The organism is Providencia sp. PROV202, from assembly GCF_028479565.1.
GTDB classification, from domain to species: Bacteria; Pseudomonadota; Gammaproteobacteria; order Enterobacterales; family Enterobacteriaceae; genus Providencia; species Providencia zhijiangensis.
The window spans coordinates 84,485-110,501 of record NZ_JAMPNV010000013.1 but is presented as its reverse complement, the minus strand read 5'-3'; the positions used below and the strand labels follow the sequence as shown (position 1 = coordinate 110,501).

The 26,017-nt window shown below is 43.6% G+C and carries 24 protein-coding genes; 8 read left to right on the top strand and 16 right to left on the bottom strand.

All coding sequences use genetic code 11. From position 1 onward, the window contains the following. The first annotated feature begins 408 nt into the window (after window positions 1–408). The gene (locus PR799_RS10445; protein WP_272521993.1) at window positions 409–837 is read left to right on the top strand and encodes a hypothetical protein; all 429 of its coding nucleotides are present in this window, start codon (window positions 409–411) and stop codon (window positions 835–837) included. Between the two features lie 58 nt (window positions 838–895). On the opposite strand, the gene actP is transcribed toward PR799_RS10445, so the two are convergent. From actP to acs, 3 genes are all read right to left on the bottom strand, one after another. Then, the gene (gene actP, locus PR799_RS10440) at window positions 896–2,545 is read right to left on the bottom strand and encodes a cation/acetate symporter ActP (RefSeq protein ID WP_154602125.1); all 1,650 of its coding nucleotides are present in this window, start codon (window positions 2,543–2,545) and stop codon (window positions 896–898) included. Further along, a complete protein-coding gene (locus tag PR799_RS10435) occupies window positions 2,542–2,853 on the bottom strand; it encodes a DUF485 domain-containing protein (RefSeq protein ID WP_272521992.1) in 312 nt (103 codons plus the stop codon). Before PR799_RS10435 ends, actP begins: the two co-directional genes overlap by 4 nt. 205 nt (window positions 2,854–3,058) lie before the next feature. Further along, window positions 3,059–5,014, bottom strand: coding sequence for an acetate--CoA ligase (acs, locus tag PR799_RS10430; RefSeq protein ID WP_036965034.1), 1,956 nt, complete (start codon window positions 5,012–5,014; stop codon window positions 3,059–3,061). 397 nt (window positions 5,015–5,411) lie between these two features. Here acs and sodA point away from each other — a divergent pair, with 397 nt between their 5' ends. The 3 genes from sodA (at window position 5,412) to PR799_RS10415 (ending at window position 7,802) form a co-directional block, all read left to right on the top strand. Further along, the gene (sodA, locus tag PR799_RS10425; RefSeq protein WP_132497200.1) at window positions 5,412–6,038 is read left to right on the top strand and encodes a superoxide dismutase [Mn]; all 627 of its coding nucleotides are present in this window, start codon (window positions 5,412–5,414) and stop codon (window positions 6,036–6,038) included. A gap of 141 nt (window positions 6,039–6,179) precedes the next feature. Then, window positions 6,180–6,860 (top strand): 6-hydroxyaminopurine reductase, encoded by a 681-nt coding sequence (gene yiiM / locus PR799_RS10420; RefSeq protein WP_272521999.1) that lies wholly within the window; start codon window positions 6,180–6,182, stop codon window positions 6,858–6,860. 36 nt (window positions 6,861–6,896) lie between these two features. After that, entirely contained in the window at window positions 6,897–7,802 is a 906-nt protein-coding gene (locus tag PR799_RS10415) for a LysR substrate-binding domain-containing protein (RefSeq protein WP_154627280.1), read from the top strand. Between the two features lie 32 nt (window positions 7,803–7,834). Here the strand turns inward: PR799_RS10415 and PR799_RS10410 are convergent, their stop codons facing one another. Beyond that, window positions 7,835–8,713 (bottom strand): pirin family protein, encoded by an 879-nt coding sequence (locus PR799_RS10410; protein ID WP_187128544.1) that lies wholly within the window; start codon window positions 8,711–8,713, stop codon window positions 7,835–7,837. 263 nt (window positions 8,714–8,976) lie between these two features. Between PR799_RS10410 and PR799_RS10405 the strand changes: the two genes are divergently transcribed. After that, window positions 8,977–9,654 (top strand): hydrolase, encoded by a 678-nt coding sequence (locus tag PR799_RS10405; RefSeq protein WP_132497197.1) that lies wholly within the window; start codon window positions 8,977–8,979, stop codon window positions 9,652–9,654. Between the two features lie 261 nt (window positions 9,655–9,915). Next, a complete protein-coding gene (locus tag PR799_RS10400; RefSeq protein WP_272521975.1) occupies window positions 9,916–10,461 on the top strand; it encodes a toxin-antitoxin system YwqK family antitoxin in 546 nt (181 codons plus the stop codon). A 76-nt stretch (window positions 10,462–10,537) separates the two neighbouring features. On the opposite strand, the gene trpS is transcribed toward PR799_RS10400, so the two are convergent. The 11 genes from trpS to pilM all read right to left on the bottom strand — a co-directional run bounded on the left by trpS (window position 10,538) and on the right by pilM (window position 20,297). Next, window positions 10,538–11,581: a tryptophan--tRNA ligase gene (gene trpS, locus PR799_RS10395; protein WP_154602131.1), complete on the bottom strand. Its 1,044-nt coding sequence runs from the start codon at window positions 11,579–11,581 to the stop codon at window positions 10,538–10,540. Window positions 11,582–11,661: 80 nt separating this feature from the next. Beyond that, complete coding sequence (locus PR799_RS10390; RefSeq protein WP_154627284.1) at window positions 11,662–12,348, bottom strand: phosphoglycolate phosphatase; 687 nt, start codon at window positions 12,346–12,348, stop codon at window positions 11,662–11,664. Next, window positions 12,345–13,019 (bottom strand): ribulose-phosphate 3-epimerase, encoded by a 675-nt coding sequence (gene rpe / locus PR799_RS10385; protein ID WP_108479679.1) that lies wholly within the window; start codon window positions 13,017–13,019, stop codon window positions 12,345–12,347. Before rpe ends, PR799_RS10390 begins: the two co-directional genes overlap by 4 nt. A 36-nt stretch (window positions 13,020–13,055) precedes the next feature. Further along, complete coding sequence (gene dam, locus PR799_RS10380; RefSeq protein WP_272521973.1) at window positions 13,056–13,892, bottom strand: adenine-specific DNA-methyltransferase; 837 nt, start codon at window positions 13,890–13,892, stop codon at window positions 13,056–13,058. A gap of 83 nt (window positions 13,893–13,975) precedes the next feature. After that, window positions 13,976–14,905, bottom strand: coding sequence for an SPOR domain-containing protein (locus PR799_RS10375; protein ID WP_154627286.1), 930 nt, complete (start codon window positions 14,903–14,905; stop codon window positions 13,976–13,978). Between the two features lie 284 nt (window positions 14,906–15,189). Then, window positions 15,190–16,278, bottom strand: a complete 1,089-nt coding sequence (gene aroB / locus PR799_RS10370; RefSeq protein WP_154627287.1) for a 3-dehydroquinate synthase — start codon at window positions 16,276–16,278, stop codon at window positions 15,190–15,192. A gap of 40 nt (window positions 16,279–16,318) precedes the next feature. Beyond that, complete coding sequence (gene aroK / locus PR799_RS10365) at window positions 16,319–16,840, bottom strand: shikimate kinase AroK (RefSeq protein WP_036950109.1); 522 nt, start codon at window positions 16,838–16,840, stop codon at window positions 16,319–16,321. A 505-nt stretch (window positions 16,841–17,345) separates the two neighbouring features. Beyond that, on the bottom strand, window positions 17,346–18,389 hold the full coding sequence (locus tag PR799_RS10360) for a transporter (protein ID WP_272521971.1): 1,044 nt from the start codon (window positions 18,387–18,389) through the stop codon (window positions 17,346–17,348). Then, window positions 18,376–18,918, bottom strand: a complete 543-nt coding sequence (locus PR799_RS10355; protein WP_272521970.1) for a hypothetical protein — start codon at window positions 18,916–18,918, stop codon at window positions 18,376–18,378. Before PR799_RS10355 ends, PR799_RS10360 begins: the two co-directional genes overlap by 14 nt. Next, window positions 18,911–19,450 (bottom strand): PilN domain-containing protein, encoded by a 540-nt coding sequence (locus tag PR799_RS10350; RefSeq protein WP_272521969.1) that lies wholly within the window; start codon window positions 19,448–19,450, stop codon window positions 18,911–18,913. The genes PR799_RS10355 and PR799_RS10350 overlap by 8 nt, the downstream gene beginning before the upstream one ends. Before the next feature lies 1 nt (window position 19,451). Then, window positions 19,452–20,297 carry a pilus assembly protein PilM gene (pilM, locus tag PR799_RS10345; protein WP_272521968.1) on the bottom strand — a complete coding sequence of 282 codons (846 nt, stop codon included), beginning with the start codon at window positions 20,295–20,297 and terminating at the stop codon, window positions 19,452–19,454. A gap of 116 nt (window positions 20,298–20,413) precedes the next feature. Between pilM and mrcA the strand changes: the two genes are divergently transcribed. Continuing rightward, complete coding sequence (gene mrcA, locus PR799_RS10340) at window positions 20,414–22,954, top strand: peptidoglycan glycosyltransferase/peptidoglycan DD-transpeptidase MrcA (protein ID WP_272521967.1); 2,541 nt, start codon at window positions 20,414–20,416, stop codon at window positions 22,952–22,954. A gap of 96 nt (window positions 22,955–23,050) precedes the next feature. Here mrcA and nudE read toward each other — a convergent pair whose 3' ends face one another. Further along, window positions 23,051–23,605: an ADP compounds hydrolase NudE gene (gene nudE, locus PR799_RS10335; protein ID WP_108479672.1), complete on the bottom strand. Its 555-nt coding sequence runs from the start codon at window positions 23,603–23,605 to the stop codon at window positions 23,051–23,053. A 277-nt stretch (window positions 23,606–23,882) separates the two neighbouring features. On the opposite strand from nudE, the gene PR799_RS10330 reads away from it, so the two are divergent. Beyond that, complete coding sequence (locus tag PR799_RS10330) at window positions 23,883–25,982, top strand: IgaA/UmoB family intracellular growth attenuator (protein ID WP_272521966.1); 2,100 nt, start codon at window positions 23,883–23,885, stop codon at window positions 25,980–25,982. Window positions 25,983–26,017 lie beyond the last annotated feature (35 nt).

The window sequence follows — 26,017 nt, the reverse complement described above, 5'->3', positions numbered from 1 at the left end:
ATTCAGGGTACTGAAAATTGCAGGAAGTCCCTATGCTGGGTTGTTCTTACTCAAAGAATACCTCCATCTGATGATCAGCGTCGCAGTGATCCAACGAAAAGTCGTTATCCTAGCGATAAAAAACCAGCCATAAAAACCACCATTCTCATGATTGATTAAAATTAATAATCTCTCATAGAAATTAATTGATTATCATTTAAGCATCTAACACATTATTCCTTCTCTAGTTTTTATTCGATAACCTCCTATAGCTGGCCTAATGTAAAATATAATAGGTAAGAATTGTTAAATTGATGTTTAATTCCATTGTTTATATACTATTAAAAATGGTTATTTTTAATCAATTAAGATATTGAATTGTTAAATTTAGCTGAAAGAAGATGAGCATTCATCAAATAGGTGGGTTATATGAATAAAATGAAAAGTCACAATAGCCAGATTTTTGAGCAGATTATTTCTGTGAATAAACAGCAAGAGAATGAATTTAACAATGGGCAAGATGGTGCCATTATCCTTTCACTGCTAGTCATGTTTTTTGTACCCTTCTCTTTACTTGTGATGGTGAAAAATCATCTTGGGTTAGAGAATAACGCCATGGCGATTGTCTCAGTGGTTGTTCTTAGTATTGGAATTGCGGCTGGTTTATATAAAAGCTTTAGAATCGGGACGAAGTTTGTTGATAAACGCCCTATGTTGGAACAGCTACTTTCGCGTTATACCCCTAAAGATAAAGCGGAGTATCAAAAGTTACTCGCTGAAAAGCAAAGTAACCCTCAAGGTTTTTACACTTCAGTAGAAGATTGGCTAGCAATAGAAAAACGATCTTACGTCAATTAATTCTAAGCATTAAAAAAAGCGACTCATTTGAGTCGCTTTTTTGTTTCTATTGATGAATTTAGTGAGATTTACCTTGCTCAATCCCTAAGCCAATCTGTGAGCGTACAAACTGCTCTTTAAAGCGAGCTCTTTCCATTTTGCCTCTCTCTGAATTATCGGTGACTGAGAATAACCAAGACGCAGTAAACGCGACAATCAATGAGAAGAATGCTGGGTATTCATAAGGGTAAATTGGTTTTTCATGATGCAGAATAGTCACCCAGATTGTTGGACCTAAGATCATGAGTACGACAGCGGTTATCAAGCCTAACCAACCACCTGCAAGCGCTCCTCGCGTGGTTAACTTGCTCCAATACATTGATAGCAAGATAATTGGGAAGTTACAGCTTGCCGCAATAGAGAAGGCCAAGCCCACCATGAAGGCGATATTTTGTTTCTCAAACAAAATCCCTAAACCAATCGCTACAAAGCCGAGGATCACCACGGTAATTTTTGATACACGCAATTCATCGCGTTCATCGGCTTTACCATTTTTAATCGCCATCGCATACAGGTCGTGGGAAACCGCAGACGCACCCGCCAATGTTAAACCAGCAACAACAGCGAGAATGGTGGCGAAAGCAACCGCAGAGATAAACCCAAGGAAGAAGTTTCCACCCACGGCATCAGCGAGGTGTACCGCTGCCATGTTGGTACCACCGATTAAGGCGCCTGCTGCATCTTTAAAGTCAGGATTTGAGCTAACCAGAACGATAGCCCCGAAACCGATGATAAATGTCAGAATGTAGAAGTAACCGATAAATCCAGTCGCGTAGAACACGCTCTTACGCGCTTCTTTTGCATCGCTAACGGTGAAGAAGCGCATAATGATGTGAGGTAAACCTGCGGTACCGAACATCAAGGCTAACCCGAGCGACAAGGCGGATATTGGGTCGGAAACCAGTCCTCCGGGACTCATAATGGCGATACCATTTTTATGTACTTCAACGGCTTCTTTAAATAACGTATTGAAGTTGAAGCCGACATGTTTCATGACCATAACAGCCATGAAGGTTGCGCCTGCGAGTAGCAAAATGGCTTTGATGATCTGTACCCATGTGGTTGCGAGCATCCCGCCGAATAGCACATACAGCACCATCAGTATCCCAACAATCACGACGGCAATGTGGTAGTTAAGCCCAAATAACAGCTCAATCAGTTTTCCTGCTCCAACCATCTGAGCGATTAGGTACAGTGCCACTACCACTAAGGAGCCCATTGCGGACAGAATACGGATAGGTCTTTGTTGTAATCGATATGACGCAACATCCGCGAAAGTATAGCGACCTAAATTTCGTAAGCGCTCGGCAATTAAGAACAGAATAATTGGCCAGCCAATTAAGAAACCGATGGAGTAGATAAGCCCATCGTATCCCGAGGTATAAACCAGTGCGGAGATCCCTAAGAATGAAGCTGCGGACATAAAGTCACCCGCAATCGCCATTCCATTTTGGAAACCTGTAATTTTTCCGCCGGCAGTATAGTAGTCAGAGCGAGATCGCGTTCTCTTTGAAGCCCAGTAAGTGATATAGAGGGTAAAACCCACAAACAGCAAGAACATCACAATGGCTTGAACGTTGACAGGTTGACGCTCAACATTGCCTGTCAGGGCATCAGCGAGTGCCATGGACGAGGTAAAAAACAGAATAAGTGAGAGCAAGACTTTCATTTTCCTACCTCTTTTAAGATTTCGGCGGTTAAGCGGTCAAATTCACTGTTAGCACGGATGACATATAAACCCGTTAAGATAAACGAGATCACAATCAGCCCAACGCCCACAGGAATACCGCGGGTGATGTAGGAACCTTCAGTGATTGGGGTACCTAGCCAGCTTGGATCAAACGCGATAAGAAAGATAAAACCAACATACAGAACTAACGTTATTGCAGATAACAACCATGAAAAGCGACTACGTTTTCTCACTAATTCTTGAAAGAGAGGGTTCGCCTCGACCTTTTCGTAAGCAGTAGCATTCATCAGAGTTCTCCTCTGTTATTGTATTATTGGCATACTCTGATAGCTCAAAAGGCGGATTTTAGGGCGACACATGGCTACCCAAGGAATTAACTGGGTATTCGGTCAGACTCTACTTTCTGCTGATTGAGTGATGCTGAGTATTGATTTTAGGTCGCCCGAAGGCGACCTGTAGTGCCATGAGCTATCTACACAACTATTTAAATAGCTACGAGATACTCATTGACTGTTTTTCTTCTAGCAGTTTTTCGACAACACCTGGATCTGCCAGTGTGGAAGTATCTCCAAAATTACTGGTATCACCTGATGCAATTTTTCGTAGGATACGGCGCATGATTTTACCGGAACGCGTTTTCGGTAAAGAATCAGTCCAATGTAAAACGTCTGGCGTGGCAATCGGACCAATTTCTTTACGAACCCAATTGCGCACTTCAGTGTACAACTCTGGGGATGGCTCCTCGCCAGAAATTAAGGTGACATAGGCGTAGATTGCCTGTCCCTTGATGCTATGAGGAATACCCACGACGGCAGCTTCAGCCACTTTCGGATGTGAAACGAGGGCGGATTCAATTTCTGCTGTCCCTAAACGGTGACCTGAAATATTCAGCACGTCATCAACACGACCAGTGATCCAGTAATAGCCATCTTCATCACGACGCGCCCCATCACCACTAAAGTACATGCCTTTAAAGGTGGAGAAATAGGTTTGTTCGAAACGTTCATGGTCACCAAACAGGGTACGAGCTTGACCCGGCCAAGAATCCACAATGACTAAGTTACCTTCCGTTGCGCCATCGAGAGGCTCACCAAGGTTATCAACCAATGCAGGGCGAACACCGAAGAATGGTAGTGTTGCAGAACCCGGTTTCAACATAGTTGCCCCCGGCAGAGGCGTAATCATGAAGCCGCCTGTTTCTGTTTGCCACCATGTATCCACAACAGGGCAACGGCTGTTCCCCATTTTCTTGTAGAACCATTCCCACGCTTCTGGGTTGATTGGCTCACCGACCGATCCCAAAATACGTAAAGAATCGCGCTGGGTGCCTTCAATCGCTTTATCACCTTCTGCCATCAGTGCACGAATAGCGGTTGGTGCGGTATACAGGATATTGACTTGGTGCTTATCAACGACTTGAGCCATACGGTTAACTGCGGGATAATTTGGCACACCTTCAAACATTAAGGTTTTTGCCCCATTGGATAGCGGTCCATAAAGCAGGTAGCTATGACCTGTTACCCAGCCCACATCCGCAGTACACCAGTAGACCTCATTTTCATGATAATCAAAGGTGTATTTGAATGTCAGAGTTGCATAGACCAGATAACCCCCCGTGGTGTGGAGAACCCCTTTAGGTTTACCTGTGGAGCCGGAAGTGTAGAGAATAAACAGTGGATCTTCGGCATTGATCTCTTCTGGTGGGCAATCCGCGCTTACGCCTTGGATAACGTCGTGCCACCAAAGGTCACGGCCTTCAATCCAGCTTGGTGCATTACCTGTACGGCGATAAACAATCACATTCGCGACGGTAGTGACTTGTGGGTTTTGCAGTGCATCGTCCACGTTCTTTTTCAGTGGGATAGCACGACCTGCACGCAAGCCTTCATCAGAGGTGATGATAAGCTTGGCTTTACAGTCAATAACGCGCCCAGAGACCGCCTCAGGGGAGAATCCGGCAAAGATGACAGTATGGATAGCACCGATACGTGCACATGCCAGCATCGCTACAGCGGCTTCAACCACCATTGGCATATAGATAGCGACGACATCCCCTTTGCGGATGCCTTGTTTTTTCAGGACGTTTGCGAACTGGCACACATCATGGTGCAGCTCACGGTATGTAATATTTTTTGATTGGGTTGGGTCATCCCCTTCCCAGATGATAGCGGTTTGGTCGCCACGAGTGGCTAGGTGACGGTCTAAACAGTTAGCGCTCAGGTTTAAAATGCCATCTTCGAACCAGCGGATATTAACGTGTCCAGGGTCGAATGAGGTGTTCTTAACGCGAGTGTAAGGTTTAATCCAATCAACGATTTTCCCTTTTTCGCCCCAAAATCCTTCGGGGTCTTGAATCGAGCGTTGGTACTCATCGTTATACTGTTGTTCGTTTATCAGGGCATTTTTAGCAATATTAGCAGGAACGGGATGTTTAGTTATTTGTGTCATATTATTATCTCCTTGCAGATGTTAATAGTATGTCAAAAAACAGTTAACTGAAGTATGGATGGTTATTTTGTTTTTCTTTTGAGCGGAAGATCACGTATTAATAGTAATGGGATTTGCAGTATGATCATTTGATGCTAAATCCATGATTGAAATAAAAATTCAAAAATATAACTAACATTAGAATTAAAGAAAAACAAAGGCGAACTATAGTGGTATTAGTTACTGAATAATCTATTGATGATAGTTGTTGGAAAAATCCACAGAATTCACATGGATATGATAATGATTTTCATTAACACTAAAATAACTATAATGGGTGCGTGGTTAAAAACACGCAGTTACTGAAATCCTAATTCAGTCTGTGAGGTAGAAAGATAAGTCACTGGAGACAAACAATATGAGTTACACATTACCTGCTTTACCTTATGCTTACGATGCGCTGGAACCTCATTTTGATAAACAAACCATGGAAATCCATCACACCAAGCACCACCAAACCTACGTGAATAACACCAATACTGCCTTAGAAAAACTGCCTGAACTGGCGGGGTTAGATATTGATGTATTAATCCAAAAATTAGATCAAATCCCAGCTGATCAACGTACTTTTGTACGTAACAACGCGGGTGGTCACTCAAACCATAGTCTGTTCTGGAAAGGGTTAAAATTAGGTACTGAACTGCAAGGCGAACTGAAAGCCGCCATTGAGCGTGACTTTGGTAGTGTTGATGCCTTTAAAGATCTGTTCGAAAAAGCCGCAGCTTCCCGTTTTGGTTCTGGTTGGGCATGGTTGGTATTAAAAGCCGATGGCAAACTGGCGGTGGTCTCTACTGCAAACCAAGATAGCCCATTAATGGGTGAAGCGATTTCTGGCGCTTCAGGTTACCCAATCCTTGGCTTAGATGTTTGGGAACACGCTTACTACCTGAAATATCAAAACCGTCGCCCTGACTACATCAAAGCCTTCTGGTCAGTTGTGAACTGGGATGAAGCAGCAAAACGCTTCGCAGAAAAAACCAAGTAATTTTTTTGCTAACTGATTTTTTGATAAGCGCGGTTCTTCGGAGCCGCGTTTTTTGTTTTTACCGTCGGTATAACGTTGTTATCTCTATGGCCATTCTTTATGATGAAAACTCTTTCTGGCGGGGTTATCGGGAGCAAAACGGTGAAAATACATCCTCAAGTTTTTATTGGTACCATTCAAAGCACAGCCCATTGTGGCGTGAGTGCGATTCATAAGCGAGCCGTGGATGGGGTATTAACCTTAAACAGTTTAGGAATTGAAGGGGATGAACAAGCAGAAACGCGTTTTCACGGTGGGCCAGATAGGGCGCTATGCCATTACCCGCAAGAACATTATGAATTTTGGCGACAACGATACCCGCAATTAGAGGATTTATTCCTTCCTTCCGCTTTTGGTGAAAACCTGTCAACTCAAGGAATGACCGAAGAAAACGTTTTTATCGGTGATATTTATTCTTGGGGTGATGCGCGCATTCAAGTCACCCAACCGCGTTCCCCTTGCTATAAACTCAATGGGTTAACGGGCGTGGAAAACTTTGCTCAAATCATGCAGGACGAAGGTCGCTGTGGCTGGTTATATAGAGTCATTAAAGGTGGCAATGTCGGTGCGGATACCTCGCTAAAACTACTGAGCCGTAATAGTGATATCTCGATGCAAGAAGCGGTTATGATAGCTTTCCATGCGCCGTATGATGAAGAGTTGTACCGTCGATTATTGTCTGCGGCAGGGCTATCTGCGAGTTGGAGCCTGACGATGCAAAATCGGTTAGAGCATCATAAAATTGAAGAATTTAGCCATCGCTTATTTGGTCGACGCAGCTGATGGATTATCACTGTCATTAGGATTGAGGAAAACAACATGCAGTACGATTTAAATGACCTTTATTATTTCGTTAAAGTCGTTGAATATGGTGGTTTTTCTCAAGCTGGTGCGGCGCTTGGGATCCCAAAATCAAAACTCAGTCGTCGTATTGCCGACTTGGAGCAAAAACTAAATGTCTCACTGATTTATCGGTCAACACGGCAATTTCATGTCACTGACATTGGGCAAGTTTTTTATCAGCAATGTAAGAATGTCGTGGAAGAAGCGGATATTGCCCATGAACTGATTTGCTCAGTACAAACACACCCCAAAGGTACCATTAAGCTCTCTTGCCCCGTTACTTTGTTGCAAGTCTATTTGCAGGATTTACTGATTGATTTTATGGAGAAATACCCTGATATCGATGTGCAAATTCTGGCAGTTAACCGCCCCGTCGATGTGATCAGTGAAGGGTTAGATTTGGCATTACGCGTACGTTCATTACCCCTTGATGATTCAGGGATGATGATGAAAGTGCTAGGGTATTCTCGGCGGATCTTAGTTGCAAATCCAAGCGTATTCCGTGAAAAAGGAGCACCATCAACTCCAGAGCAGCTGGTGGATTACCCAGTTCTTGCCAATACGGAGCATTCACAGCGTTATTCGCTATCTTTAAAAAATAGTGATGATCTCAGTGTGACAGTGCATGTTACTCCCAAGCTAGCCACCACCGATATTTTAACGTTATACCGTGCTGCGGTAAGAGGGCTGGGGATCGCCCGTATACCCCGAGGTGTGGTTGAAAATGAGTTAAAAAGTGGGGAGCTGGTGGAGGTGTTACCGCAATGGCAATTTCCGGAAGATATCATTCATGCCGTGTACCCTTCCCGTAAAGGGTTGTTACCCGCAGTTCAGTTATTTCTCACTTATTTGGCAGAGAATATGGCGGCAGGGAAAAAATAAAGTCCCCTGAAAAAATTCAGAGGACTTTATAGTTAGCTGGCATTCGGGATCCGACCAAATTTACCGCTATTAAAATCATTCACGGCTTCGTTGATTTCCTGGCTCGTATTCATCACGAATGGGCCATATCCCACCACTGGCTCATCGATAGGATCACCGCTGAGCAGCAGCACTAAAGCCTCATCGGTGGTGGCTTCTAATAGCACATTGCTATCAGTAGCATCGAGGATCATCAACTCACCTTCATTCAATGCAGTATGACCATCCACAAATAGGCTGCCTTTCAACATCACCAGTCCAACGTTGCGACCAGTTTTGGTTGGCAATCCCACGACTTTCCCTTTATTCAGACGCAGATCCCAAACATCAAGCGCGGTAAATGTGCGTGCGGCGCCGGTATTGCCTAGATAGTCCCCTGCAATGACCCGTAATGTGCCCGCTTCATTTGGCAAGTTAATGGTCGGGATAGCATCGCGAGTCAGCAATTGGTAACCCGGTGCAGCCAGCTTATCTTTAGCGGGTAAGTTGACCCACAACTGCACCATATCCAAAGTACCGCCATTTTTCATAAAGTTATCAGACTGATATTCTTGATGAAGTATTCCTGATGCCGCGGTCATCCATTGCACATCGCCAGGTCCGATAACACCGCCTTCCCCCGTAGAGTCGTGGTGAGCCACTTCGCCGTCATACACGATAGTGACGGTTTCAAAGCCTTTATGTGGATGCTCGCCAACACCACGATTATCCCCTTCAGATGCTGGGAATGGGTGTGGCCCCGCTCTGTCCAACAGTAAGAATGGGTTCAGGTATTTCCCATGGTTGCTATAACTAAACATGGAGCGAACAGGGAAACCATCACCAACCCAGTGGCTACGTGGGGATTGATAAATACCAATAATCTTTTTCATGGTGTGACTCCTAAATTTGTTTGATGAGCAAATAATAGAAGAGTCAGCAGAGGACGAGTAGTAGCAAAAATAGGTTTCATTGTTGCAAAAACAGGACAACAGGATTAGGGCTATTATCCTATTTATAGGACAGAGTTTACCAAAATCCGGACTACTCAGCTAAAAATCGGTGTATTACTGTAAGCAGCAAGAAAAAGAGCCAGTCAGTGTTCTATTTTCTAATCTAATAATGTTTACGACTTTATCGATTAAGAGGTTCTATTATGAGCAATCCAGCAAACTTCAATGGTCAGCGTCCTGTTATTAACCCAGATGATGCAGTCATGTTATTGATAGACCATCAAAGTGGTTTATTCCAAACAGTTGGTGATATGCCAATGACGGAATTACGCGCTAGAGCTTCTGTTCTGGCAAAAATGGCATCGTTAGCAAAAATGCCTGTCATTACAACCGCCTCAGTACCACAAGGTCCGAATGGCCCATTGATCCCTGAAATCCACCAAAATGCACCACATGCACAATATATTGCTCGCCGTGGCGAAATAAATGCGTGGGATAACCCAGAGTTCGTTGCAGCAGTAAAAGCGACGGGTAAAAAGCAGCTGATTATTGCTGGAACAATTACCAGTGTATGTATGGCATTTCCTGCAATTAGCGCGGTAGCGGATGGTTATCAAGTATTTGTGGTGATTGATGCTTCTGGTACTTATAGCAAGATGGCGCAAGAAATTACATTAGCGCGAGTCGTTCAAGCTGGGATCGTGCCAATGGACACTGCAGCTGTTGCCTCTGAATTACAGAAAACATGGAATCGTGAAGATGCGGCTGAATGGGCTCAAGCGTATACCCAAATCTTCCCTGCTTACCAACTGCTTATTGAGAGCTATATGAAAGCTCAGGATGTTGTCAGTAATAATGAGCAATTAGATTCTAACCGTTAATTGCCTCTGATTTCTTTCAGCCTTTACCTTTGGTAAAGGCTGCTTATTCATACGCTAAGCATTTTGAAAATAGTATGAACAAGTGAGTCCTTTTGGTGTAGTTGCCAGCCCGATAAATTGCTATCGGGCATTTTTATGTGACTAAAAGTAAAATGACATCTTTCTTTTCTTCAAAATAAGAGAATTCCCTTTCATTTCCTTGAAGATAAAATGAAATATCATGGCATTCTATGTTTTTTGTATACACATAAAAGGGTTGTTATGAAAACGACTAATATCGCTATGGCATTTTCTGTTGCCTTCATGTTGTCTGGCTGCCTTTTTCAGCCAGCACCTCAGTATGACAACAAAGGTGTACAGCTAGATGAGTTTAAAGAGCTAGAAAGCTTGAGAATGCCAGAGCTGGATATTCCTGAAGGAGCACCGGACGGGGACTATATCGAACGTTATGGAAATGGTGCCATTCAGTTTAAATCGTGGGTGAAAAACAACTGCTTAGATAAGAGCATCACGGTTTATTATAAAAATGGTCAGCCAAAAATGTTTATTCCTATAAAAAATTGCAAAGTGGATGGCGTCATTAAGTCTTACCATCCTAATGGGAATTTAGATACTGAGATGGGATACAGTAATGACCGACTCAACGGCGATTATAAATCCTACTACGATACACCGAAAAATAATCTACATCTTAAAACGAGTTTTGTGAATGGAGTCGCGGAAGGTGTTCTTGAAGAGCGTGGACAAGATGGCGAGCTATTAAAGCAGGGACTGATTAAAGACGGTAAGTTATACATCGCGAAGTAAGTGGACTACAGATAAAATAAAAGCCAATTAACAGTGAGAGTTAATTGGCTTTTTGCTATTAAATAGCGACTTAAGATTACAGCTGTGGACGTTTCACAAAGCCGATCGCATCGTAAACCTTGTCTAAGGTTTCTTGAGCGCGAGCCGCTGCTTTCGTCGCGCCTTCATCCATAATTTGGTTTAGCAGCGCTTCATTGTTGCGGAACTCATGGTAACGAGCTTGTAAGTTAGTCAACATGTCAGAAACTGCTTCAGCGACAGCACCTTTCAGATGACCGTACATTTGGCCTTCAAACTCGGCTTCCAGCGTTTTCACGCTTTTGCCTGTCACGCCAGCAAGGATATCTAACAGGTTAGAAACACCCGCTTTGTTTTCAACATCGTAGCAAATACGTGGTGGCTCTTCAGAGTCGGTCATTGCGCGTTTGATTTTCTTCACAACGGATTTCGGATCTTCCAACAGCGCAATCACGTTATTGCGGTTGTCATCAGACTTAGACATTTTCTTGGTTGGCTCTTGTAATGCCATCACGCGTGCGCCGCCATCGGTTGGGATAAATGGCTCTGGTACGGTGAAAATATCTCCGTAAATGGCATTGAAGCGCTGAGCAATATCACGGCTCAGTTCAAGGTGCTGTTTTTGGTCAATTCCAACAGGAACTTGGTTAGTTTGATAAACCAGAATATCGGCAGCCATCAGAACTGGGTAGTCAAACAGACCCGCGTTGATGTTTTCTGAATGACGAGCAGATTTATCTTTGAACTGGGTCATGCGGCTCAGTTCGCCGAAATAGGTGTAGCAGTTTAGCGCCCAGCTCAGTTGTGCATGTTGTGGTACATGTGACTGAACAAAAATGGTGCTTTTCTTCGGATCAATACCGCACGCTAAGTAGAGCGCTAATGTATCGAGGGTTCTTTTACGCAGCTCAACAGGGTCTTGGCGAACGGTGATCGCGTGTTGGTCAACGATACAGTAGATGCAATCATAATCATCTTGCATCTTAACCCACTGACGTAACGCACCCATGTAGTTACCGATGGTTAATTCACCGGAAGGCTGTGCGCCGCTGAATACAATAGGTTTCTGGGTTTGTTTAGATTTCTCAGTGGGAGTGCTCATTTCTTTGTATGTCCTTGTAGTATTTTTATACCCTGTTAAGTTTCGAGTCACACCGTTGGCGACTCGAATTATTGGGGATTTTATTTTGATAAATCAATAACGGAGAGTAGCTCAGAAAAGTGACTTAACACGTAGCTAGGCTCGGTAGTTGCAATTGGTTCACCATAGTTGTAACCGTAGGTTAACCCTACGCTTGGGCAGCCTGCATTGTGGGCTGCGATAATATCATTACGGGAATCGCCGACAAAAAGCAATTCTTCTTTGCGTAAACCGAACTGGCCCATTGTTAAATAGAGCGGCGCTGGGTGCGGTTTGGTTTTCACCACATCGTCGCCACCAAGCACTAATGAAAAGTAGCTATCGATGCCCAGTTTTTCTAATAATGGCGCCACAAATGGGGTTGGTTTGTTAGTCACGATTGCCATTGGCAAGTTGTGTTTCGCAATTATTTCGAGAGTCTCTTTGACTTCAGGGAACAACTGACTACCGGTATTTACGGTGGTTGCATAATGTTCATCGAAGCGGATGCGAGCTTGCTTTTTTAGCTCTGGCGTGACCGTCATACCCGCCCATTCTAGCGCTCGCTGCACAAGCATATCTGCGCCGTTGCCGACCCAGATGGAGACTCGCTCTTTGCCTGCTGGAGGTAGATTTAGTTCTTCGAGGGTTCTGTCAATGGCGTCGGCTAAACCGCCGGCGCTGTCAACAAGGGTTCCATCTAAATCAAACGCAATCGCTTTAATACTCTCTAAAACCGCATATGTCATTGAGATACCTTTTTCAATTCTTGGCGCATTTCATCGATGACTTTTTTGTAATCAGGCTGATCAAAAATCGCGGAGCCAGCAACGAAGGTGTCTGCACCTGCTGCGGCAATTTCTGCAATGTTATTGACCTTCACGCCACCATCGACTTCTAAACGAATATCATAACCACTTTCGTCAATCAGTTTACGAACTTGGCGCAATTTGTTCAGGGTTTGTGGGATAAATGATTGACCACCGAAGCCTGGGTTAACCGACATCAGCAGGATCATATCGACTTTATCCATCACATAATCGAGATAGCTAAGTGGGGTCGCTGGGTTAAATACCAGACCCGCTGTACAACCGTTTTCTTTGATGAGTTGCAAGGTTCTATCGATGTGCTCGCTGGCTTCTGGGTGGAAGCTAATGTGAGTTGCACCCGCTTTAGCGAAATCCGGAATAATGCGATCGACCGGTTTAACCATTAAGTGAACATCAATCGGGGCGGTAATACCGTAGTTGCGCAGGGCTTTACAGATTGGTGCACCGAACGTGAGGTTCGGTACATAGTGATTGTCCATCACATCGAAATGGACAATGTCTGCGCCTGCAGCAAGAACTTTGGCGGTATCTTCGCCTAAACGTGCAAAGTCAGCAGATAAAATAGATGGGGCAATGAGAAAATCTTTCATAATTGTCTCCGATTATTCGTCGTTATCTGACAGCACCTATGGTTTTTTAGATGCTCCCGCTCCCGCATATAAAGCCAAAAGCTCATTGACTTTGGCACGGTTCAAAATATTTCTACTAATGGTGCGACGCACTTTTACGATATGCAACTGTGCTTGATAATACCACTCTCGGGTCACTGGGGTCTCATGATTTGAGATAAGAACTGGGATCTTGCGCTCAGATGACAACTTATGTGCCAAAAAAGCCAGATTCTGTTGTTCTTGCGCACTAAAGGCGTTGGTGTGATAGGCCGTAAAGTTAGCGGTCTCAGACAGAGGTGCATAAGGTGGATCGCAGTAGATGACTGAGCCATCCTGCGCATCGAGTAATGTTTTGCTGTAAGACTGCGTCACAAAGGTCGCTTTCTGGGCTTTTTCAGCAAACCACAGTAATTCGTCTTTCGGAAAATAGGGTTTCTTATAGCGTCCGAAAGGCACATTGAATTCACCGCTTAGGTTATAGCGGCATAACCCGTTATAACAGTGGCGGTTAAGATACAAAAAGAGAATGCTACGTTTAGCAGGGTCATCTGATTGGTTAAATGCTTGGCGCATTAAATAATACTGTTCAGAGGTATTAAATTCAGGTGTGAACAGTTGCTGAGCTTCTTCGATAAAAGCATCAGAGCGATATTTAACCGTGTTGTAGAGGTTGATGAGATCGCTGTTAATATCCGCAAGTACGTACGAATCGTAGTTGGTATTTAAAAATACCGATCCTGCACCAACAAAAGGTTCTATTAAGCAATCTCCTTGTGGAAGATGTTTTTTGATCTCGTCCACAAGCGGGTATTTACCCCCAGCCCATTTTAAAAAAGCGCGTTTTTTTTTCATGCCGTCTTATTATTACAATCGTTTAAGAGCCGCCACTTGGCGGCTCTTTCAGGACAACATTATGCGCCCGGGGAAAAACGTTGTTATTTTTGATCCTGTTTAACTTGTTTCATATTACGCACCCACGGTTTTTTCGCTTGCACTGCGGCTGGTAAGGACGCAATTGCACTTTTTGCTTCGCTCACTGAGCTGTAATTTCCGTGGATCAATACATACCAAGTCTGACCATTACGAATGGTTTTATACACTTGATAGTTAGCAAGTTTATTCTCTTTTGCGAAAGCTTCCAGTGTATCTGAACGACTTGCGCTACTTAATTGCAATGTATAGCTTCCAGAGGGTGCTGCAACGGTACTACCACCTTGGCTTGTGCTGGTTGCAGGCTTAGTGGTTGTTTTTGGCTGAGCAGGTTGTTTTTGTTCAACTGGCTTAGTCGCTTTTGGTTGCGTTTTCTCTGGTGTGACTGGTTTTACTGTTGGCTGTTTTTCCACAGATTTAACTTGCGGAGGCGTCAACGGTGTCACATTTTGTGGTGGCGTCGTGGTACTTTCAGACGGCAGGTTTTGACCTTGGTTGAGAGCATCGGCAACATCACCAGGAATTTCAATGCGTTCACCAAGACCATTCTGTTGGGTCTGAGTGTCTGCTTGAGTTGGCATTGGGTTAATTTGCTGACCATTTAACTCTTGCGCTTGACCTGTTTGAGGTTGCGTTGTGGATTGAGTATCTGAGTTGGTCAGTGATGAAGAACCTGATAAATCGATATTACGCTGATTAGCGCTATCATTTTGTAATTTCTCATGTTCTGTTGGTGCTTTTAATGCGGAACTGATTGCAATGATCAGTAGCAGCAGCACTAAAACGCCGACACCGATCATGATGTGTTGACGTGATAACGCAATTTTTGGCTTAGCTGCCGCAGCAGGACGCGCACGTCCGGTTGGTCTATCTGATGTATCAGGCCTTAAATCATTCTGCACTTGAGGCTGATTGTCTGGTTTAAATTCGTCCATTTTCCTCTCCCGAAATTAGTTCGCCTGTGTAGAGATAAAATGTCTCTTATCATTACGACCTGTTCACGACTAAGCAATTGCTTCTGCTCACTTTTAAAGAATAGATTGTTTAGCAATTTCATTCCAATTTCAATGAGATTGCGACCACCTTACTTCGTTACTCGTTATAGGTGCTAGGCGTGCGTATAATTTAACGGCTTTAGTTGATATCTGCCAGTAACATTTTAAAACCCCTGAAAATATTCAGAAGCCAATTAATGCTTTTTACTTAGTTCAGTAATGATTTATGGCATGCATGCCGAAATAGCGGCAATGACTGTTGAGGCATCCACATCGGAACGCATTTCTGAATTACCGATAGTGGTTGGAAGGATAAGATGCAATTTGCCTCCCATGACTTTTTTATCTCGCATCATGTGAGGTAAATAGTCATCAGGTTGCATTTTTGCAGGACCAGTAACAGGTAGCTCGGCACGCTTTAAAAGGGCGATGATGCGTTCTGTTTGTTCCGAGGTAAATTGACCAATCAGCTCAGCGGTTTTTGCAGCCATAACCATACCAGCAGCAACAGCTTCTCCATGGAGCCATACGCCGTAGCCCATTTCGGCTTCGATAGCATGACCAAAGGTATGCCCTAAATTTAATAGTGCACGTAGCCCGCTGGTTTCTTTTTCATCGGCGGCGACCACTTGTGCTTTCAGCTCGCAACAACGGCGAATGCAGTACGCCATGGCTTGGTTATCTAATGCCATTAACGCATCGATATTTTTTTCTAACCAGCTAAAAAATTCACCATCAAGAATGATGCCGTATTTAATGACTTCGGCCAGACCAGAAGAGAGTTCGCGCTTAGGTAAGGTTTTTAAACAATCAAGGTCAATCACGACAGATGCCGGTTGATAAAATGCCCCGATCATATTTTTACCCAAAGGGTGGTTAACAGCGGTTTTTCCACCAACCGAAGAGTCCACTTGGGAGAGTAACGTCGTAGGAACTTGAATGAAGCGCACACCACGCTGGTAGCTGGCTGCTGCGAATCCAGTTAAGTCACCGATTACTCCCCCACCAAGGGCGATGAGGGTAGTGTCACGGTTATGGTGCTTTTCGAGTAATGCCGTAAAAACATCATTCATGATGAATAAAGATTTGTACTGTTCGCCATCAGGTAAGACGATGGAATCGACTTTGACACCTGAGGCTTCAAGGACGGTTTGGATCTTATGTAGGTAAAGCGGAGCGAGAGTTTCGTTAGTCACTATCATTGCTCGCTGACCCGCAGTTAGTGGCCAAAATGCATCCTTTCCTTGGTACAAACCAGGTGCAATATTGATTGGATAACTGCGTTCATCCAGAGTAACAGTGACTTTTTCCATCTTGCTTTACCTTGAATTCATGACTTCTGATGTATAAAAATTAGTTTTTTTCTAACATTTCAATGATTTGGTTGGCAACAACTTTTGCGCTTTGCTCATCAGTATGAATTGTTATATCCGCTATCTCTTCATACATAGGATTGCGTTCATCGGCTAACTTTTCTAAAACTTCGCGAGCGGGCTCATCCACTTGTAAAAGAGGGCGTTTTTTATCACGTTGTGTGCGGGATAGTTGCTTCTCAATGGTGGTTTCGAGATACACGACAACCCCACGAGCGGACAAGCGGTTACGCGTCTCTTTGGATTTAACAGAGCCACCACCTGTCGCTAAGACAATGCCTTGCTTTTCAGTGAGTTCATTGATGACTTTCTCTTCGCGATCGCGAAAGCCTTCTTCACCTTCTAGGTCGAATACCCAACCTACATCTGCGCCAGTGCGTTTTTCAATCTCGTGATCGGAGTCAAAGAACTCCATATTAAGCTGTTGAGCTAACTGACGACCAATAGTGCTTTTTCCGGCTCCCATTGGTCCAACCAGAAAGATATTGCGTTTCTCTGCCATGTTTTTTGGTATTACTACGATTATTCGTTAATGATCACCCGCCCCGCCAATCGAATTAGCGGCGGGACCTAAACTGAAACCTCATAAGTGATGATGTGAGATCAGATAAGAAAATTATCTCAATACATCAACCTGAATTGCAACTATATAAATATGGCACTTAGAAAACAAAGTGCCATATTCTTCGTTGCGGGTTTCTATATATTTGAGCCGTCTACATTACATAATGCACTGTTTAGCGAGCTTATTAGCAGGTTGTTTATTCTACTAAATGAATGGAACCTGTTAATTATAAAGCAAAATTTCTGTAGCTATTTTATAAGCGGCTGATAGTTTGTTCTTTCATCTACCGATAGTTAGAACACTCAATGGATAACCTTGTATGCTAAAACGACCTCAGCGTCAAATTTATCCGGTATGTTTATGGCACAAAAAGTAATAATTTCACGGTACTTTGAGGAATTAAACATTCAACTAATTGAATGTATAGGCGTTATTTTTTACGCTAAATCTTAATAAGTTTTGGTGTAATAAATACCAGTAAAACACGTTTATCAACGTGTTGTGTCTTACTGATAAATAAACTCCCTAATAGCGGAATTTGTGAAAGAAATGGGATGCCTGAATCCGTTTTTTCTTGCTTCTGTTGAAAAATACCGCCAAGTATTAACGTATTATTATTTTTAATGGTGACAGAGGTTGCTATTTCTTGTTTATTAATGGCCAGATGTTGGCTGGGATTGATAGTGAGAGCGGCATCTGGGGAGTTATGACTGATTTTTAATACCATTTCCACTCTGTCATCTCGGGCAATGGTTGGTGTGACTTCCATACCTAATACCGCATCTTTAAACTGAACGTGGCTTTTTTTATCGGAGGTGGTGACATAGGGAATTTCGCTGCCTTGTTGGATGCTGGCGGGCTGTTTGTGGGATGCCACCAAGCGTGGGCTCGCAATAATCGACAGTAAATTTTCTTTTTCTAGTGCGTTCAGCTTCATTTCAAGTAAGCCTTCCCCGAGCTGTAATACATTCAATGTCATTTGCCCTGATTGGCTGCTGTAACGGTTATAGCGGCTATGGTGCCCATCAGTCGCTGACTCTCCTAGCATTCCCCACTCTAAGCCTAGTGCTTGTAAAGCAGTGCGCGAACTACTGATGATGTGGGCGGTGATTTGCACTTGCTGCTGGGGAATATCTTTTTGAACAAGCCATGTTTCAATTAATGTCAAGCGCTCTTTGGTGTCAGTAATAATCACACTGTTGGTGGTGACATCAAAGTGGGCGATGCCTTTATCGGATAGTAGGCGCATGTCAGGCTCCGTGAGTTGTTGATGAACGGTTTGAGCATCGATAGAGACTAATGGAAAAATTTTTTCGGTGAGAATTATTTCCGGCGCTTTAGGTGGAATGATGGTGTCTAAGAGCTGGGTATCTTCTTCTGTTGGGGATATGGGTTCAAAAGGGTCTCGGGGTGTTTCGGCATACCCGAAGAAAGAGCCGCATAGCATTAACATTAATATGGGAACGAAAAAATTAGTGTTGCTCATTAGGTTGTTCATCCTTGATAAATGAGAGCGATAAATTGGCAGTGAGTTGCTGATTTTTAGCCGTCAAAATAACGTCAGAAAATTGCCAATGTTGCTGGAGTAGCGTATGGGTGAGTGATTGCATAAATTCGAGGAGATCCTTAAATTTTCCTTGGATCTCAAGTTGGTACTGAGAATTCAACGGATCCGATGACTGAAGCTGATTTAAGACAACATTGTTATTTGCAATGAGCTGCTGTAAGTGCAGAACAAAGAACTGAGGATCTAAGGTAATTTCTTCATTAGAAGGGAATGAAGCGAGTTCCTGTGCTAGCCAAACCCGAGTCGGATTTTGGGCGAAAAACTGGCTACTTACTTGATTTTGTTGGTGCAAGACAGAACCGTTTTGTTGTAAATCTACCCATTGATTTTGCTTGTCTTGCAAAATGAAGGTATAGCCAGCGGCAATGCTTACCACCAAAATCAACGATATCGTTAAATATTGCTGCCAAAGGGGGCGGTACCAAAAAGCGGCAAAGTGGTTATTCATCAACGACACCTCGATAATCGGCAATAAGGTGCAGTTGGTTAATGGCAGCAACCCGCCGTAACGTACGCAGTTGCACGTTATCAACTTGGGGTGCTTGGTCAAATTGGGTTAACAGTAAGTTCAGGTCTTGAAAGCGATAACTGAGCGCTTTAATTTCTAAACGACCTTCACGTAGTTGAAAGGAGGATAGCCAGCTTTTAGGTGGCGTGAGATTGGATAGCGACCTTAATAGGTTGAGTAAGGCATGGTTATGTTGCGCATAGGCTTGACGCTGATTTTGCTGAAGCGTGAATTTTTCTAGCTGTTGTTGTTGCGCTTGTAATTGTGTCTTTAGCTGTTCAATGTGCTGTTGATGTTTCTGTTGAGCTGCAAGGTATAAATGGGCTTGCGATATATCCTCTAGAAGCAAACTGATTAAATAACCAAAGATAACGATAACAGAAATACAGCTGCTCCCCGTCACCATTAAAAAATAGCGTCGTTGGCGAGTGAGCTTATCGGTTCGCCAAGGTAGGAAGTTAACCTGATACATATTAAAGATCCCCATGACGCAGAGCCAGCCCTGCGGCAATCACAAAATCCCCCAATTGGCGGGGTAATTTGATGGGGTATTGATGAAAAGCTTGCAGTAAATCCCATCGATATTCAACGCCTTGAATATCGTGGTCACTAATACAGTAAATCGGTAATTTTAAGGCTTCAGGATCGTCAGTTAATAAGGATTGAATTTGGTTAATGTGCACTGACTGATTATCTTGAGCCGGATTATCGCTTTGAATATGACTATAACTTGCAGGTTGGCTGATAGGTCCTGACCAAAACCATTCGTTTTGGCGATAGTAAACAAGCCAACATTCGTTAGGCAACTGAGCATGCCGAGCAAGGTAACGTAGCGCGATGGGGGCAATATCTACAGCTAGCAAGTGGTAGCCGCTCTCCAGTAATAAATCTTGCCAAAAGGTAATATCAGATTGGCGTGCGGCATTGAAGTAAACTTGTTGTCCAATGATCCGATAATCTACAGCAAGCTCTTGAGCTTGCATGGGGAAAAGTTGGTCAACTTGCGCCTGTAAATACCAGCTTAGTTCTGGTTGCTGTAGGCTCATTTGGTTGGGAAGTGAGACTTGTTTTTGGAGCGATCTCAATGAGGGTAACGCAATAGAAACAGAACAGTTTTTAGGTAATTTCTGACGCCATTGTCGCAGAATATTGCGTAAAATTACGCGGTGTTCATCAAGGGCATGCAATGCGCTGTCAAAAGGTAGTGCTTGTTGCCAGCATTCACATAACGACCAGAATTTGCGATGTTTTTTTACTGCAACTAACTGAATGTGGTGCTGTGATAGCTCAATTCCGATGTGCCATTTTGGTGAATACATACATAATATCCTTATCATTAACAATTAAATTACGTTTTCTATTGTGCTGTATAAGCTTTATACTATGCAGTAGTGATATCTAAACCCGCCTGTCAGTTGCATATGGGAATTCTTCGGTGAAGTTCGTAAAATATTTTTTAATTCTGGTTTTCTGTTGCATTTTTTTGGGAAGCGCCTCGATTTATGGCATGTACAAATATGTCGAAGGTGAGCTGCCTGATGTCGCAACAATGAAAGACATTCGTCTGCAAACGCCAATGCAGGTATTCAGTGCAGACAATGAACTGATCGCCCAATATGGTGAAAAACGCCGTATTCCATTGCCATTAGCTGACATTCCTCCGATGTTAGTGCATGCCTTTATTGCAACAGAAGATAGCCGTTTCTATGAGCACCACGGTATTGATCCAATTGGTATTTTCCGTGCAGTGACTGTGATGGCTTCATCGGGTCATGCATCGCAAGGGGCGAGTACCATTACTCAGCAGCTGGCGAGAAACTTTTATTTAAGCCCAGAAAAAACCTTGATGCGTAAAGCAAAAGAGGCATTTTTGGCAATTCGTATCGAACAGTTATTTACCAAAGATGAAATTATGGAGCTGTACCTGAATAAAATTTATTTAGGTAACCGTGCTTATGGTGTGGGGGCCGCCGCTTATGTTTATTTTGGTAAAACAGTCAATGAGTTGACGTTGAGTGAAATGGCGATGATTGCTGGTCTACCGAAAGCGCCGTCAACATTCAACCCACTTTACTCTTATGACCGTGCGGTTAACCGCCGTAACGTAGTACTAATGCGGATGTTAGAAGAAAAATACATCACGCAAGACCAGTACGAGCAAGCGAAAAGCGAAAAAATTGTCGCCTCTTATCACGCTCCAAAAGTGGATTTTTCCGCGCCTTATTTAGCGGAAATGGCACGCCAAACGATGTATGAAAAATACGGTGAAGATGCTTATACCGATGGTTATAAGGTGTACACCACGGTTGTGCGTAAAGACCAGTTAGCGGCGACCGAAGCCGTACGTAATAATTTGATAGATTACGATATTCGCCATGGTTATCGCGGTCCTGCGGAAGTGTTATGGAGTGGAAGCCAAGCCGCATGGGATAAAGAGAAAATCCTGGAGAAACTGAAAAAATTACCGAACTACGGCTCATTGGTTCCGGCTGTCGTTCTTTCGGCAAGTAGCAGCGATGCGAAAGTGATGCTGGCGGATGGCTCGGACATCCAAATTACGATGGCGGGTGTGCGCTGGGCGCGTAAGTTTATTTCGGATACTCAGCAAGGTGGCACGCCATCTGCGGTGAACAAAGTTGTGCAGCCGGGTGAGCAAATTTGGGTTCGTCAGGTTAAAGATAGCTGGTGGTTAGCACAAGTCCCTGATGTGAACGCGGCATTTGTTGCATTGAATCCGAATGATGGTGCAGTGATAGCCCTTGTGGGTGGTTTTGATTTTAATATGAGTGAATTTAACCGCGTGACGCAATCATTGCGCCAAGTGGGCTCAAATATTAAGCCATTCTTGTATACCGCTGCGATGGATAAAGGCTTAACGTTAGCGTCATTACTCAATGACGTGCCGATTAGCCGTTGGGATGCGGGTGCCGGTTCAGACTGGCGTCCGAAGAACTCACCACCGCGCTATGCGGGTCCTATTCGTCTACGCCAAGGCTTAGGTGAATCGAAAAACGTGGTGATGGTACGTGCGATGCGCGCCATGGGTGTGGATTATGCCGCGGATTATTTAACGCGTTTTGGTTTCCCGAAAGAGAATATTAACCGCACAGAAGCGTTGGCGTTGGGCGCTCCATCATTTACCCCAATGCAAATGGTGCGTGGTTACGCCGTGATGGTGAACGGGGGATACCTTGTTGATCCTTACTATATTTTGAAGATTGAGAATCACAGCGATGAAGTGATTTTCGAAGCGAAACCAAAAATTGCATGCCCAGAGTGTACAAATATTCCGGTCATTTATGGGGATACAGCACGTACGATTGCGTTGAGTGATTCTGAAGGCGAAGATGCAACAGAGGAAGTAACTCAGTCGAATAATAATGTGATGGAACAAGAGCCAACCATGGCACTGTCTACGGCTGCAGAGCAGCAGAGCCCTGAAGACCAATATGCCCCGCATGTTATTAGTACACCGCTGGCGTTCTTAATTCGCGATGCGATGGTAACAAATATTTATGGTGAGCCAGGTTGGTCAGGTACTGGTTGGCGTGCGGGTCGTGATCTGGGTGGTCGTCGAGACATTGGCGGGAAAACAGGTACCACGAATAGCTCGAAAGATGCGTGGTTCTCCGGCTATGGCCCCGATATTGTCGCTTCTGCATGGATTGGCTTCGATGATAACAAGCGCACATTAGGCCGTACTGGAATAAGTGGTGGTGAAGCGGGAGCGAAGAGTGCTCAGCCGATTTGGGATGACTTCATGAAAGCAGCCCTTGACGGTGTTCCGGTGAAAATCATGCAACCGCCAAAAGGGATTATTTCAGTCACTATTGATACTCGTACAGGTAAACTCTCATCCGGCGGACCTTCTCGTAGTGAATACTTTATCGAAGGAACTGAGCCGAAAGAGCGCGCGGTACAAGAGGTTGGAACGACCATTTCAACGGAAAATGGAGTCAGCCAAGAGCTATTCTAATGAGCTGTTTTGAGCGTAAATAAACTGCACCCCATCGCCGTTTGGCATGGGGTGTAATTATTTAGGGTGTTGAATAAATTGAATATTGATGTGGCGTTATTTCGCGTTATTCTTTAAGTAACGTTCCACATAAAACAACGCACTAATATTGCGGGCTTCGTTGAAGTCTGGGTGGTCAAGGAGCTCCATCATACGTGCAATCGGCCATTTGACTTGTTGCAGTGGTTCTGGCTCATCCCCCTCAAGTTTTTCGCTAAATAGGTCGTTAGCTATAAGTATGTTCATCTTGCTGGAAAAGTAAGATGGGGACATGGTGAGTTTTGCCAAAGGGGTAATTTGGCGAGCCCCATAACCGATTTCTTCTTTGAGTTCGCGCTGAGCAGCCTCAAGAGGGGCTTCTCCTGGGTCTACAGCTCCTTTAGGGAAGCCTAGCTCATAGTTTTCGATACCCACGGCGTATTCTCGGATCAGAATCAGGTGATCATCAATGATGGGGACGATAAGAACCGCTTCACGCTTTGCGGGGCGCATTCTTTCATAAACACGTTTTTCACCATTACTAAATTCGAGGTCAACAGATTGGATACTGAATAATTTTGATTTAGCAACATCTTGAATATTCAGGATTTTTGGTTTTTTTAACTCTGTCATAACGATTTCCGAATCAGGTGAATGGGATCCATGAGGGCAAGCATACATTGCCTTTAACTATGACGCATATCAAAAAAAAATGATAGAGAGTATAGGGTGGAGAAAATGCTGTTAGTATAATCTACTTATGAAAGTCGGACTGATTAATAAGTAAAACATTTTATTTACAACATATTGTAAAATAAAACAAAAACTGGAAGAGAATAGGAATTGGCTTATATAGTGAAAAGCATTACGTTGCTATGCTTTTTAGGTAGACAATTCTGTTGAGAAAAAAATGCTAAACACCGTCATTATACTGGCTCTGATCATAGCTAGCCTAATTATAATGGTTTCCGTTCTGTTTTTCCGGCGGGGACGGCGTTCTAGTGTCTATCAAATACCCTCTCTAGCGACACCCGCGTTTAAAAAAATGATTGAGTCTGATTTCCAGACTATCACCCAGTATCTTAATCACAGTGCATCTAAAAACCTTCATTCGTCTTCCCAAACTGCATGGCAAATACGAAAAAATGCCACGGTTGCCACTATCTGCAATGCCATTACGCGATTTAATTTGCGTCAAGAGCAAGGGCAGGGTTGGCGCTATTTTATTGATACGATTGAAGTTCAGTTGCCTTCTCAACTAGAACCGTTTTTACAACGACAAAATGTCATGGAAATTGTGGAAACGGATCATCTGCCTTTAATTGTTGCTCTCAATAGCCACTCATTGAAAGAATTTAGCTATGAATGGGAAGTTCCTTCAGAGGAGTCTAGGTCTCAACCTGAGGCTGATATCCATGAAGGGGAACCGAACACCATTCAATTGTTGAAGATGCGTAAGGAAAGTAAAGAGGAGCATCGACTCCATAATTCTTCTGGGTGGTTAGGGGCGATCGTGGTAAGCCTCAGTTTTTTTATCGGCTATCTGACGATTGTTTCTATTCCCATTTTTCAAGGATGGGGGCTGACACTAGCTGCAGTGGTGTTTATCCTCGGGATGTTTTTATTATTCCGTTTACGCCTTTTTCCTAAACCCTATCAAGATGTGCAATGTATTTATGGGCAAGCCAAACACTGGGAACTGTACGGAGAGTTAGATAAAAAGTACTCTTCTACCATTTCGATAGGGGGCGTGGACTTACACTATCCTAGCTATTGGCTTCCCTACTTAAAATATGAATTAGGCCACCCTACCAATATTGATCTCTATTCGACGGGAGAGGTATTACGATACGGTCGTTGTCTCTCTATTCATGAAGAGGAACGCTATTACCCCTATAAACGATTTAAAAAGAATGTGCTGATGTTTTTCAGTGCATTGTTCGTTTTGGCGATGGTGTTTTCTTATCAATCGATTAGCTTGCCAGTGAAATTAGGGTTTGCGTGGATTGAAGGTGCGAAAAAAGTCAGTGTCGTTGATCCTTCAGATTTAACCGCCCGTAAAATTAGAGTTGGAGATACATTATCAGCGAAGGGAATGGGGATGTGTTATCGACCACCTAATTTGAATGATGCCAACCAAGCGTTGTTTGTACCTTTCGATTGCTCGGGTGTGTATTGGAATAATATTAACCTGATTACTGAGCCGCAATCTGAGATTGTGAATCGAGCCACCGATTTATTGAATAGCGTAAAGAACCAATTGCATCCAGATAAAGATGCCGCGGGAATTAACCCAAGATTACAGCGTGAAATCATGAAATCTGGAATGAATATTATTTTCGATTTTTCAGAAATCATATTAAAAACCAACGCATTGTGTGATCAGCAAGATCATTGCATTAAACTCAAAAGCGCATTGTCTAACTTGGGTGGAAGTGTGGATGATTGGCCAGGGTTGGTGAATAAAGCGTCTTCAGGAAAATTAAGTGGTGCGCATGTTTTATTACGTGCAGGAAGTGCTGATGCCTTGGAAAACTTAGTTGAAGACACCACATATGATTTCATCAAGCAAGAACTTGAGAAGGAAGTTCGTAAACTCAATAGTCCACCACCGGGTGGGGTGTTGTTGATCAGCGATGAAAACCGTCCGCTGGTAGACTTAATGCCAGTGAGTTCACTGAGCGAAATGAACCAAGTCCAGCGATGGTATGAGTTAAAGCGTTTATCCAGCATTCTGATTAATACCCCGTTTGATGTTGAAGGGGTTATCACGAACATTTCGACAGATGCCAATGGCACATTGCAAGTGGTGGTTCATGAGCGCTTGGATGAAGATGTGTTATCAGAATATGTCTGCCGTTCAATGTTGGTTTTCTTCTTGATCATTTGTACCTTGATAAATGGAACATTAATTATTATTCGAGTTTTGAATAACAAACGGCGTTTGCGTAAAATCACTGAATATTACGATAAATGCTATGAGGCAGATAATCCTTCCGAGTCTAGATAGTATTATCCTTCCCTGACCATGGAGCCTCATTTTGG

Coding starts and splice junctions, on each gene's coding strand:
- PR799_RS10445 (WP_272521993.1), top strand. CDS start 409: ATGAATAAAATGAAAAGTCACAATAGCCAGATTTTTGAGCAGATTATT.
- actP (WP_154602125.1), bottom strand. CDS start 2,545: ATGAAAGTCTTGCTCTCACTTATTCTGTTTTTTACCTCGTCCATGGCA.
- PR799_RS10435 (WP_272521992.1), bottom strand. CDS start 2,853: ATGAATGCTACTGCTTACGAAAAGGTCGAGGCGAACCCTCTCTTTCAA.
- acs (WP_036965034.1), bottom strand. CDS start 5,014: ATGACACAAATAACTAAACATCCCGTTCCTGCTAATATTGCTAAAAAT.
- sodA (WP_132497200.1), top strand. CDS start 5,412: ATGAGTTACACATTACCTGCTTTACCTTATGCTTACGATGCGCTGGAA.
- PR799_RS10415 (WP_154627280.1), top strand. CDS start 6,897: ATGCAGTACGATTTAAATGACCTTTATTATTTCGTTAAAGTCGTTGAA.
- PR799_RS10410 (WP_187128544.1), bottom strand. CDS start 8,713: ATGAAAAAGATTATTGGTATTTATCAATCCCCACGTAGCCACTGGGTT.
- PR799_RS10405 (WP_132497197.1), top strand. CDS start 8,977: ATGAGCAATCCAGCAAACTTCAATGGTCAGCGTCCTGTTATTAACCCA.
- PR799_RS10400 (WP_272521975.1), top strand. CDS start 9,916: ATGAAAACGACTAATATCGCTATGGCATTTTCTGTTGCCTTCATGTTG.
- trpS (WP_154602131.1), bottom strand. CDS start 11,581: ATGAGCACTCCCACTGAGAAATCTAAACAAACCCAGAAACCTATTGTA.
- PR799_RS10390 (WP_154627284.1), bottom strand. CDS start 12,348: ATGACATATGCGGTTTTAGAGAGTATTAAAGCGATTGCGTTTGATTTA.
- rpe (WP_108479679.1), bottom strand. CDS start 13,019: ATGAAAGATTTTCTCATTGCCCCATCTATTTTATCTGCTGACTTTGCA.
- dam (WP_272521973.1), bottom strand. CDS start 13,892: ATGAAAAAAAAACGCGCTTTTTTAAAATGGGCTGGGGGTAAATACCCG.
- PR799_RS10375 (WP_154627286.1), bottom strand. CDS start 14,905: ATGGACGAATTTAAACCAGACAATCAGCCTCAAGTGCAGAATGATTTA.
- aroB (WP_154627287.1), bottom strand. CDS start 16,278: ATGGAAAAAGTCACTGTTACTCTGGATGAACGCAGTTATCCAATCAAT.
- aroK (WP_036950109.1), bottom strand. CDS start 16,840: ATGGCAGAGAAACGCAATATCTTTCTGGTTGGACCAATGGGAGCCGGA.
- PR799_RS10360 (WP_272521971.1), bottom strand. CDS start 18,389: ATGAGCAACACTAATTTTTTCGTTCCCATATTAATGTTAATGCTATGC.
- PR799_RS10355 (WP_272521970.1), bottom strand. CDS start 18,918: ATGAATAACCACTTTGCCGCTTTTTGGTACCGCCCCCTTTGGCAGCAA.
- PR799_RS10350 (WP_272521969.1), bottom strand. CDS start 19,450: ATGTATCAGGTTAACTTCCTACCTTGGCGAACCGATAAGCTCACTCGC.
- pilM (WP_272521968.1), bottom strand. CDS start 20,297: ATGTATTCACCAAAATGGCACATCGGAATTGAGCTATCACAGCACCAC.
- nudE (WP_108479672.1), bottom strand. CDS start 23,605: ATGACAGAGTTAAAAAAACCAAAAATCCTGAATATTCAAGATGTTGCT.
- PR799_RS10330 (WP_272521966.1), top strand. CDS start 23,883: ATGCTAAACACCGTCATTATACTGGCTCTGATCATAGCTAGCCTAATT.